This window comes from Streptococcus mitis, from assembly GCF_001579035.1.
GTDB classification, from domain to species: Bacteria; Bacillota; Bacilli; order Lactobacillales; family Streptococcaceae; genus Streptococcus; species Streptococcus mitis_J.
Genome location: NZ_KQ970301.1, coordinates 1 through 1341, shown reverse-complemented (window position 1 = coordinate 1341; position 1341 = coordinate 1). Strand labels below are relative to the sequence as shown.

3 protein-coding genes are annotated in these 1341 nt (G+C 38.9%); all 3 read right to left on the bottom strand.

Annotation, left to right across the window (positions count from 1 at the left end):
- Nucleotides 1-827: PTS transporter subunit EIIC (locus SMIDD26_RS10770; protein ID WP_167747529.1), on the bottom strand; the 827-nt coding region annotated here is incomplete at its 3' end.
- Nucleotides 827-1144 (bottom strand): PTS lactose/cellobiose transporter subunit IIA, encoded by a 318-nt coding sequence (locus SMIDD26_RS10765; RefSeq protein WP_061440101.1) that lies wholly within the window; start codon nt 1142-1144, stop codon nt 827-829. The genes SMIDD26_RS10770 and SMIDD26_RS10765, both read right to left, overlap by 1 nt.
- 35 nt (nt 1145-1179) lie before the next feature.
- Nucleotides 1180-1341: PRD domain-containing protein (locus SMIDD26_RS10760; RefSeq protein ID WP_134990307.1), on the bottom strand; the 162-nt coding region annotated here is incomplete at its 5' end.

Sequence of the window (1341 nt, the reverse complement as noted above, 5' to 3'; positions counted from 1 at the left end):
GTAAGAATCTTGTCAGCATGCATCCCTTGTTGGAGAAGGTTCAAGTTGACTTCAGCATTTGCATAGGTAATTGCTGCGATAGCAGGTTCAACAATAGATGGACCATGGATACCAACAAACCAGAAGAAGGCAAAGGCACCAAAGATAATCGTAATACCTAGATAACCATCAGCAGCAGAGAATAATGGTGCAAAGAATTTACCGATTGATTCAGCTACGCTTGCACCAACAAAATGACGAGCTAGTAAATCAAGAGCATAAAGTGAAATAACTGAGAGAGTGAATGGAATCACATCTTTAAAGACTTGTGAGATATTTGGTGGAACTTCGTCAGGCATACGAATAGTGACGTTGTTCTTAACACAAACCTTATAGATGGCCACAGTAACAAAGGCAGCAAGGAAGGCTGAAAGCAAACCTTTTGTCCCTAAGAATCCAGTAGCTAGACCATTTTCGATAGGATCAGCTGCCAACATCAACAAACCAACAATTGCTGCCAACAATGTTGACATATAGTTGATTTGATTGGTTTTCTCCATGCTTCGATTGACTGAGTCAGTCAAAGATTTAGCTGTTGTACCAGCTACCAAGAGAGCCAGAATACCCATAGAATAGCTATAAGGTTTCATCAGAAAGGCTACAACTTCATCAGACCATTTAAAGCCCCATGAGTTTGGTACAAAGGCAATCAAGATAAAGATACTTGAGAAGAGAATAACAGGCATACCTGCAATGAAACCATCACGAATAGCACGAAGATAGATATTACGAGATAGTTTCTCAAAGAAAGGTTTTCCTTTCTCGATAAATGCAATTAGTTTATTCATTATTTAACTCCTCTCTTGTAGAGTTCAATTAAGTGGTGCATCAAATCTTTTAATAAGATGGTGGTCATCAAGTGGTCTTGGCCATGCATCATGGTTACACTATAAGCTAAATCTTCACCAGCTGCTTCCTTGGTCAATAGACTTGTTTGCGCGTGGTGAGCCTCTGCAATACAGCTACCAGCTTCCTCTACCAGAGCGTCCGCTTTTGCAAAATCACCAGCTTCAGCAGATTTCAAGGCTTCCAATAGTTTTGAACGAGCGTCGCCAGCATAGGCTACGATTTCAAAACCTAACAATGTTACTTCTTCTCTATTCATGATAGAATTCTCCTTATATATTTTTAATTAAATTTTTATGACAATAAACGTTGGATATGTAGAACTAGATAGACTCGTTCACTTTTATACAAATCAAGACCCGTATGTTGCGTAATCACATCATAGATCTTGGAACCAATCTCGAAGGCTTTTGGATAGGATTGTTTAATATGATCTTCCATATCCAGAAGTGATTG

Bases quoted from the DNA above. Each gene is read 5' to 3' on its own strand.
- SMIDD26_RS10765 (WP_061440101.1), bottom strand. From the start codon at position 1,144: ATGAATAGAGAAGAAGTAACATTGTTAGGTTTTGAAATCGTAGCCTAT.